Annotated in this window: 12 protein-coding genes; 4 read left to right on the top strand and 8 right to left on the bottom strand. The window is 51.9% G+C overall.

Annotated elements, in window-relative coordinates; all coding sequences use genetic code 11:
• Positions 1–79: 79 nt before the first annotated feature.
• Positions 80–745: a tyrosine-type recombinase/integrase gene (locus tag NO877_RS04750; protein ID WP_256395155.1), complete on the bottom strand. Its 666-nt coding sequence runs from the start codon at positions 743–745 to the stop codon at positions 80–82.
• Positions 738–1,004: a hypothetical protein gene (locus NO877_RS04745; RefSeq protein WP_256395154.1), complete on the bottom strand. Its 267-nt coding sequence runs from the start codon at positions 1,002–1,004 to the stop codon at positions 738–740. The genes NO877_RS04750 and NO877_RS04745 overlap by 8 nt, the downstream gene beginning before the upstream one ends.
• A 744-nt stretch (positions 1,005–1,748) precedes the next feature.
• Between NO877_RS04745 and NO877_RS04740 the strand changes: the two genes are divergently transcribed.
• The 3 genes from NO877_RS04740 to NO877_RS04730 all read left to right on the top strand — a co-directional run bounded on the left by NO877_RS04740 (position 1,749) and on the right by NO877_RS04730 (position 3,745).
• The gene (locus NO877_RS04740; RefSeq protein ID WP_256395153.1) at positions 1,749–2,747 is read left to right on the top strand and encodes a hypothetical protein; all 999 of its coding nucleotides are present in this window, start codon (positions 1,749–1,751) and stop codon (positions 2,745–2,747) included.
• Positions 2,744–3,241, top strand: coding sequence for a hypothetical protein (locus NO877_RS04735; protein ID WP_256395152.1), 498 nt, complete (start codon positions 2,744–2,746; stop codon positions 3,239–3,241). The genes NO877_RS04740 and NO877_RS04735 overlap by 4 nt, the downstream gene beginning before the upstream one ends.
• Positions 3,242–3,469: 228 nt before the next feature.
• A complete protein-coding gene (locus NO877_RS04730) occupies positions 3,470–3,745 on the top strand; it encodes a hypothetical protein (RefSeq protein ID WP_256395151.1) in 276 nt (91 codons plus the stop codon).
• Here the strand turns inward: NO877_RS04730 and NO877_RS04725 are convergent.
• Positions 3,739–3,918: a DUF8053 family protein gene (locus tag NO877_RS04725; RefSeq protein ID WP_256395150.1), complete on the bottom strand. Its 180-nt coding sequence runs from the start codon at positions 3,916–3,918 to the stop codon at positions 3,739–3,741. The two genes, NO877_RS04730 and NO877_RS04725, sit on opposite strands and share 7 nt — an antisense overlap.
• A gap of 164 nt (positions 3,919–4,082) precedes the next feature.
• Positions 4,083–4,298, bottom strand: a complete 216-nt coding sequence (locus tag NO877_RS04720) for a DUF8053 family protein (RefSeq protein ID WP_256395149.1) — start codon at positions 4,296–4,298, stop codon at positions 4,083–4,085.
• Between the two features lie 278 nt (positions 4,299–4,576).
• Here NO877_RS04720 and NO877_RS04715 point away from each other — a divergent pair, with 278 nt between their 5' ends.
• Positions 4,577–5,365, top strand: a complete 789-nt coding sequence (locus tag NO877_RS04715; protein WP_256395148.1) for a hypothetical protein — start codon at positions 4,577–4,579, stop codon at positions 5,363–5,365.
• Between the two features lie 298 nt (positions 5,366–5,663).
• Here the strand turns inward: NO877_RS04715 and NO877_RS04710 are convergent, their stop codons facing one another.
• Genes NO877_RS04710 through NO877_RS04695 form a run of 4 tightly spaced genes read right to left on the bottom strand, consistent with a single transcriptional unit; the run spans position 5,664 to position 8,696 of the window.
• On the bottom strand, positions 5,664–7,394 hold the full coding sequence (locus NO877_RS04710; protein WP_256395147.1) for a DUF7845 domain-containing protein: 1,731 nt from the start codon (positions 7,392–7,394) through the stop codon (positions 5,664–5,666).
• Entirely contained in the window at positions 7,391–7,990 is a 600-nt protein-coding gene (locus NO877_RS04705; protein WP_256395146.1) for a DUF488 family protein, N3 subclade, read from the bottom strand. The genes NO877_RS04710 and NO877_RS04705 overlap by 4 nt, the downstream gene beginning before the upstream one ends.
• A complete protein-coding gene (locus NO877_RS04700) occupies positions 7,987–8,463 on the bottom strand; it encodes a PD-(D/E)XK family putative nuclease (protein WP_256395145.1) in 477 nt (158 codons plus the stop codon). Before NO877_RS04700 ends, NO877_RS04705 begins: the two co-directional genes overlap by 4 nt.
• The gene (locus NO877_RS04695) at positions 8,460–8,696 is read right to left on the bottom strand and encodes a DUF7563 family protein (RefSeq protein ID WP_379826922.1); all 237 of its coding nucleotides are present in this window, start codon (positions 8,694–8,696) and stop codon (positions 8,460–8,462) included. Before NO877_RS04695 ends, NO877_RS04700 begins: the two co-directional genes overlap by 4 nt.
• Between the last annotated feature and the right edge of the window lie 84 nt (positions 8,697–8,780).

Here is an 8,780-nt window from a genome sequence, read left to right as displayed (position 1 = left end):
CCGCCGACAGCGACTGGTTAGCAGTAGAACTCACGGTCACCGTCTTGTTGAAGGCTAGCCAGCCACCGCAGACACAGATTCAGCACCTACTGGAGGAGGTCGTGAGGTTCTCGATGTGATCGACTGAGTCTTGAATAATCTCACAGTACTGTTTAGAGACGCTGATGGACCGCTCGGCTGCGTCCTTGTTTTTCAGTGGCGTCTCCTCGTCCGGTCGGTGTCGAATATCGATACAGCGATCATCCGGGTGAAAGTCTTCCAGATCAATCGACTGTAACGTACCGAGTCGGATGCCGGTGTGCCACAGTAGCGCGAAAACAACGTGCTTGCGGCTGGCGTAGTGGAACCGCTTCAGGTACTTCAGAATCTCCTCGGCTCGGTCGGTGTGCAGTTCAACGTCACTGGCTTCGTCACCCGGCTCAAGCGTCGGTATGAGTACCTGCTCTCGAAGCCCTTCCTCAACAGCATCGATTGCCGCGCAGAACTCCAAGAACATCTGCAGCGTCCGCAGCTCGTTGACCAGCGTAACTCGCTTGATTCCCTCCGACCGCCACGTCCGGTATTGGTGGAGTTTCCGACCAGTGAGGTCGTTCATGTTTTCGAGATCGTGCTCGTCGGCCCATTCTCGGAACCGCGAGAGCCGATACTCGTGGTTCTGCAGTGTCGTCTTCGCTACCTCCGGCCGACGATGTTCGAGATATAGATCAATCGCTTCTGGTGGGGAGATCGGATCTAACTCACTCATCGTCGACCACCTGACCGATACCGCCGTGATAGTTCTCGACGCCCGCCTTCAACCGTACCTTGTCGCGGTCAAGCAACTCGCCGGTCTTCCGATCTCGAAGATCGTAGAACACGCCATCGACTTCCCGATGACGTGCACACCGCTGACACCAGAAGTGGTGGTTCGTCGGCTCCCACGACCGGTGACCATTGGGGCAGGTGAACCGCCACCTGTCCCGGCGGTTCTCAATATCTACAACCTGTTTGTTCTCTGTCGACATCACGTCTCGCTGACGGATTGGGGGATAAAAGATCAAATCCTCGTGCGCAGAGTGAAAGTGAAGGTTTCGGCGAAAGTGAAACTCTTGGGTACTTGAATGCGGTGCTGTCGGTCGACGTGCGGGAGGTTGATTACTCCCGAGATGGTTTGCTATCATGGCTTTCGTGCTACCTCACGGAAGCCCGCGCGGACCTGCTGTCCTTAGCAGCGGGGTCCGCTATTGCGTACAGTAGATCTATCGAGCAGCGATAGGTACGCAAGTGCTTCCGTTGTTGACGAACAGGACTACAATAACTTATACTTTGATGCTACTTGGTATTAGAAACGAACTAAATAGGATCACAAATGTGGCCTCAGGAGATGTTATGATGCATAGGCTGTTAGCTAAGCTATGCGCCCGCTAGTGTCGTGGATGACTAAATCGGATCCAGTGATCCTAGAGCTACTCTGTGAATCTGATTTGGAAATGCCGCCAGTAGTCATTTCACATAATATTGAAGGATTATCTCACCCTACGGTGAAGCGTCGTCTTCCAATACTGGCAGAACATGGGCTCGTTGAGAGAATATCTAGCAAAAGAGGGTACTACCGAATCACTGAGCAAGGTTGTGCCTACCTTTCTGGAGAGCTAGAAGTAAATGACCTTGAATAGGAGAGGCTGATTATGTGGACGCAACGTGTATTCAATTCGTATATTTCCCCTAATCACTTCATTTATGTATGACAAACATAATGACCAATCACAATGCCTTCTGAGAAGCTTATTCCATATAAACTAGAGATCCATGAAAAAAATTATCCAGAGAGCAAGTATGATCTTTCTAGTTTGCATACGAGTGACCCAACGTTACCAGATGATAATATAATAGACAGTATAGAGAATTTTCTAACTGATCTTGAAGGTGAAAATCTCAAGGACCCAAAGAAAGAGAAGACATTCATAGTTGAGCAGCTTCGGCGTAATGGAAACGTAATTGATGGGTATATTTCGACAGGAGATTACGGATACGAAGCGGAACTAAAACATGTCGACACTGGGGATCTAACTCATGAAAAAGGCGAACTTGAAGCGGAACAAATGCCGTTTTATTTCATGTTTTATCTCCCAGAAACTGTAAAGGGTGAAATACACGGAGACGGTGAGCGATTGATATTTGTCTTACAACAAATTAACAATCGTGGTATCAAAACGGCCCTAAAAAATAAGCTTCTGCCATATTTGCTTGAAAATAGTGAAAATTCAGTGGGAAAAGTACGGCCAGTGTACACAACAAGAGTTTACGAGCAATTAATAGACTCAAATCGAGTCATGCGGTTGGATGTACAAATAAACAAATTACCGGGTGACGATGAAAGTAGGTCGGAAATAATTAAAGGACTTTCAGTGGAAGATACGAGAGAACAGACACTTGTTCTAAAAGCAGAACAAGGTGGTTCTATTGAAAAGGCCAAAGAAATTGTCAGAAAATTAAAAGACAGCAACAAAGAATTCGCTGAAATTGTATCGAATGAGGTCGAGCAAGTCGATGCGAAGGTCAAGAATTCTGGTGGCCGCTACGAGACCATACCCTTGATGAAAAATCAGATGGCAATGAGGCGAGATCTGACGGGTGATGGACTTGAATATGATAAGGGTCTATTGACACCAGAATGTCTTCGTGACGAGACAAAAGATCTATTGACAGACATATTCAATTCAGATATAGTGAAACCACCTGAGTTCGGCAATGAATTGGACCGATGATATTCAACAATTTGTATAGGATATGTGAAGACCACTACGGCTCGTTAAATTCCGAGACTGGTTATAAATCACCAGCTAGTGAATTCATTTTGGTTTTTTCATTTGCATTAGTCCCTATTTTAATAGGAACTGTACTCGGTTATTTTGTCACAATTTGGTCTGGTTTCATAGCGGCATCAGCACCTGTGCTTAGCGTTTTGACAGGTTTTTCAATTAATACACTGGTGCTTCTAATGGGATACAGTGAAGAAAATCCACACCCATATGAGCAAAACACGATAAAAAAGACAAAAGAATTTACATTATACTCCATACTTATAGGTATATTAGTGATTATTGTGCTTGTTTTTGGTTTTATATTATCCCGCATAGAGGTCACTTCGCCCAGTGAAATAAACTTCTTAATTTCAGCCTTTGTATATTCGATAATGGCTCATTATTTCATAACATTGTTAGTAATTGCACATCGGCTATACAATCTTGTTCATCCATAGATCGCCATAGTGATGGGGGTGTAAACACAAACAAACGGTTGCACGTCGAAAGATCGGCTTTCCCGTTTTTGCACAACTACTCGGCAGTGAGGTTGTGCAATTCTCCCCTCAATCCGGCCCATGCCCATGGCAATCTCGTCGACACCAAGAGCGATTCAGCCGATGTTTATATACTGAGTCAGGTTCAGTCACCGGAAAATCCTAGGAATCGCGGGGGGTTGTGCAACTATGCGGATCGAGAAAACCGATACACGCGCTCGGAAGTGGGAGTTCCTGAAAGAGGCGACCGGTGAAGATGCGACTTCGAAGGCGCTTGACTGTGCAGCGGACTACTACCTCCGAATGTGGGGCGACACCACGGCAGTCCCGAAGGGCAAGCTCGCCGAGTTGATGACGGCCGCACAAAATCGTGGATCGCTCACACCCGAGGAGATCGCCGAGATACTGGATACCGACGAACTCCCCGTTCGGTGTGAGGTGTCCGTGTCCGTCGGCCGTCAGTGAAACGGCATCAGAGAAAGCCCATCGTCGTCTTCGTCCTTCTCGACGATGATGTGAGCGTCGGCCAGTTCGTCGTTGTCGTCCATCAGTTCGAGATCTCGCAGGAACTCTTTGGGTAGCGTGATGCCACCAGAGCCGTTTCCGAGGTCGCGCAGCTTCCTGATTTCTCGTGCCATACCCCGGCAGGTCATCCGCTAAATATTCAATCTATGGACCTAATCACATTCAATCCAGTATTTCAATTAGACCTTACCTAACTCGGCGAAACAGAGATCGAGACTCTGAGATCTATCTGAGCGTGACCCTGTGAGGCCGGTCCGAGGAACCACCTTGCACGGACCTATGACTCGTATAGATCTCGTATTGGACCGAGATCGGGCGGACCACCGTCGACGACGGGACGGATCAACCACGCACCTTCTCCCATTCGCTTAATGTGCATCAACTGGTCGACCGACTCGTCTTCATCCTCGGGGAGAATCCCGTCCATCTTCAGCTCGTCTTTGTCCAACGCCACCAGTGGGGTGCCGTCGTGTTCTCGAAGCGTTCGGATCATCGAGCAAGGCGGCCATCCGCTTCACAATAGCTTTTCCGGACGGTTTCGGCGATTGATCGCCGTGGAATCGGTGACCGAAACACCGCGGACAGTGCTGCGGGCGGTTCTGGCAGACCGCGTCGACATATCCGCGTGTCCGTGTCCGGACACCCCCACCCGTAGCCCATGGCGACGCGAGGCGTCTGATTCCATGGGCTGCGGGCTGGCGTTCTATATATAATGGCGTGCACAGGCGCGTAACCTAAAAATAAACATTACTCCGTAAAATATTCCAAGACATGAATGATGCGAGTGATGAGAGTTTTTGTGAAATTGTAGAAGGTACGTTCTCAACATCTCAAGAAGATCGTGTAGGAGACGAAATTCCACCAGAAGAATTGGAGCGTCTAAAGGATCAGATTAAAAATAATCCTGAAAAGCGGACAGTACTCAACGAACACAACCCAGATGAGGTAATTGGTGAAATTATAGATGTCTGGACAGAATGGGATGATGAGGGGGAGATACTTTTTCTCAGAGGAAAATTTGGAATATTTGAGAGATTTGAGGATATTGCAAACGAAATGAAAAGTGGTGAAAAAACGGGTTTGAGTATTGGAGGTTACTCATATCCAAACATCTCCAAAGAGGAATGGGGTAATAGAAGCCCAGATGCTCTTGTTGAGATACCTGCAGATGAAAAAAGAGGATTTTATGAAACGATTGAGTCATACAATCTGAATTGCCGGTTGAAAATAGAGAAATCACTGGCTGAAATAGACGTTTTTGAGTTTTTAATCCAGAACCATGAACAGGTGATTGAACTGACAAAAGCTGTAGCTATCTGGTATTTAGGTAAGAAAAGCGGTGATGCGAGTATCGAAATTCCAGAAATAACTTTGTTTAAAAATGAGTCTGATATTAATATTGATATTGATATTGGTAAGGTGATTGGAAACGTGATAAGTGAGTTGAATAAAAGGACTACACAAGATGAAGTTGTACAAAAAGAAGATGTAGAAGATGTTGTGAAAGAAAAAATCGATGATATGTATGATGTGGATAGAGAAAAACAGAGAGAACAATAACATCTATCCATAATCGTCGTTCTCAAATATTGTCTCGTTAATGAGAGTTTCGAGCGCGTCGACTGGAGGCTGGGGGAGGGGGCTGTGGTATTTTGTTGATGTGGCCTTAGCCACACCTGCTAAGCAATAATCGGAACCGCCGGTTCCGGTTCGATCTTGACCGGGCCCATGCCCACGGCGAAGATCGTGACTCACTCGAACCCAAGAATAAATCAGATTTGCACAAGTGGGAAAGCAGAACAAACAGAATTGCTGAAATTAAGTAACTGAATAAAGATGTCTCTCAGCAGTCGGCTGGTTAGGTCGTCGTTCTCCCGTTCTTCCACGCCTCCCATTCCTCCTCGGTCACCGACTCAATGGCGTCTCGGAACTGCCGGGCAGCACTCGAACCCTTCTTCGGGGCGACAGTCTTCGCTTCGAGGCTCTTGTATCGCTTCTTCGTCCCGTCTTCGAGTTCGAGCACAGCGTGCACACCGTGGGCACCGCCCCGGTCGTCGTGTGTGGCGAGGTAGGCGGTTTTGATCTCCCTGATCACCTCTCTCGCCTCGTAGGTGTCTTCGGGCTGGTAGGCGACCGTCAGCAGCTTCCTGCAGTCGCTGGGGTCGCTGTTGACCGTGATGTTGTACTTGCGGCGGGCTTCCGACCACTTCGACCGTGAGCGTCCTGTGGCGGCTTCTGCGGCTGTCAGCACAGCGTCTTCAACAGCCTCTCGAAAGCCCTCCTCGGCAGCCCGAACCCGACTGAGCAACATCTCCCGCTGGTGCTTACTCGCTATCTCAATCTTCCCGTAGGTGTGCCGAAGCACCGACTCACACCGGTCGACTACCTCTCGAATCGTTCGATACGAGTAGTCCGTTTCCTCGGCTGCCTTTGCGGGCGATACTTCCCCACCATCGGTGAGCAAGTACTCGATCACCTCCTTGTCGCTCTGGGTCGTCGTTCCCCACAGCGACATGACCGCTGCTTCCTGGGCGTCTTCGATCTCCGGCAGCGGACAGTCGACGAGTTTGCGTGATCTCTGTTGCCCATCCTCGGCGGTGAAGTAGGGGTCCGGAAAGAACGGCTCACCGCCACAAATCGGCAGTTCAGCCCAGTCGAGCGTGTTGAGAAGCGTTTCCTCTAACTCCCGAACCATGTCGTCGGTATCGTCCCAGTAGACCGTCTCCTCGGTGATCTTGGTCTGGAACGAAACTTCGAGTTTCGGATGGTACAGCGGATCGTCCGGCTCCCGATTCTCCGGATACTGCGAGTAGTAGTGTTTGATTTCCTTACCGAGGGTGTGGCCTTTGATGAGATCGTGTGAACGCCGGTCGCTGATCTGAGTAGAGACGTAGTACCCCGGCAGTTTCCGGTGGTCTTCCTTGTGTTCGCGGTAGCCTTCGCGGTCACCTTCGAGCAACTGGTGAGTCCGGGCTATCGGTCCATCAGCCGCGTACACCGGACCGCTCTGGGATCGATCGATTCGAACATACACCGCCGCGTCGTTCCAGTTGCTCACTTCGTGAGGACTCTGGAGGTACTTCGGGTTCACATCGAAGGCCGTGATTACTTCGAGGGCGAGCTGGTGGTACAGGTCGTGGCGGATATTCGATGCCTGAATCTGCACATCGATGTACGGCCCGCCGAGATTCGGGACTCCACGGACCGGCTCACCGTTGGCGGTCAGGTTCGGCCACCGCGGACGGACTGTGATTGTTCCGCCCCGGACTCGGCGACTCTGGTCGGCCTGATTACCGTTGTAGAGGCTGTCCTTCGCTACGAAGTAAAACCGGAATTCGGGTACCGTCTGCAGTCGGTACTCCTCGTGGTTCCACGGGTCGAGCGGGTTGTCCGTGTCGTAGTCGTAGCACAACGCCCAGCGGTCACCGTCGAACTGAATACTCCGCGTCGGCTTCCCCTCGGTCTGCCACCCATCGTGGTCCTTCCGTATCCGGTCCATCGCAAAGTACGGCCCAAGCCCATGCTCAGCGAATACCAGGTGGAGGTCACCCTCGTGGGGAGCGCACTGCACGAACGTGTCGACGGTCATCTCGAACCCCCGAATCCGGCGAAACAGTTCGAACAGATATGCTCGGCATCGCTGTCGAGCACCCGCCGGGCGTCCGGTTCGCGGGCGGCCAGCCGGAACGTCCGTTCGAACTCTCTGGTCGAACAGATCGCATCGATTCCGCACTCCGGACAGGTTCGACCGATTCCCGTCGACGTGAGTCGCAGGCTGCTGTCGTCGAGCCGGTCGAGGATAGCATCAGCCAACAGTCGACGGTGGCAGTAGCGGTCGTCCTTCTCCCAGCACACCAGCCACACCGTCGTTTCGGCGGCCTGTTCGGCGACGACGTCGACCACTTGGTCGACCGTGGTGAGGTGCTGCTGGTACCGCTCGGCGAAGTTCACCGACTCCCACGCAACCTGTGACGGATTCGAATAGCCGTCTTCCTCGGCAGCGTCCTCTACCTGCTTGTAGGCGTCCAGTAAGTCCGACGGCGGTGCGAGGGCGTCGATGTTACGCTCTACGAGGTCGTCTATCCAATCCTGCGTGTATCGGACGACCGAATACACCACGTCGTCGGCAGCGGGTTCGGCCTCTTGGTTCGACAGCGCCCAGAAGTAGGTCGTTCGAACCGTCATGGCGACCCCCTCCGAACCTCACTTTCGTCGAAGATCCGGCTCCACGCCAACTGAGCGTAGTCGGCCCGATCTCCGGTATCGATCCACGAAAATACGAGGCTGCTAACCGACGTGGCAGGGACGACCTTCGCGGCGATTACCGAGCGCTCCGGTCGCGGTTCACAGACCGCGAACAGGTAGACACCCGCCTCGTCGACAAGCCGCTGGTGTTGTTTGCGTCGAAGTTGGAACCGTCCGCGTCGCTGGGATTGCCCGTAGACGGCCATCGCCGACTTGATTTCAACAACCGTCCCCACTTCGAGCACACACAGCCCGACGAACGGCAGCATGGGCGATGGGCAGAGGAGTTCTGAAACCCGCGCGTCGTAGTGGCGGGCTTCCGTGTCAGCGACATACTCCAATTCAGGGTGTCGCTGTATCACCGCACTCTCGGCGTTCTCCCCGCCCCGCTTCGAAGATGCCGCGCGGCTCATTGGCACCACTCCGCTGTTTCGCTGCCGTGTCGACCGGGCGATTCCTGCGGGTCCGGCGTCGACACCTCAAGTCCGGCTGCACTCCCCTCTCGGAGTCGAACCAGTGTGTCGCAGTCGTGACACCGATGAGCGCGGTTGTCGTCGTCACCGTAGACCCGGCGGAAATCCCGCGTGACGTAGGAATCGCAGTACTTGCACCGGGATTCCACCCCTGCCGCGAGGTTCATCGGCATGAGGCGACACCTCCCGGTCCCTCGGCGTGATCAGCCGACAGCGTGTACCTGGCACTGCGACCGAGTGCTATCGCTATCGGCAAG

The organism is Halohasta litorea, assembly GCF_024494645.1.
Classification (GTDB): domain Archaea; phylum Halobacteriota; class Halobacteria; order Halobacteriales; family Haloferacaceae; genus Halohasta; species Halohasta litorea.
Note: the sequence above shows the minus strand (reverse complement) of the source record. Positions and strands in the feature narration are given on the sequence as shown.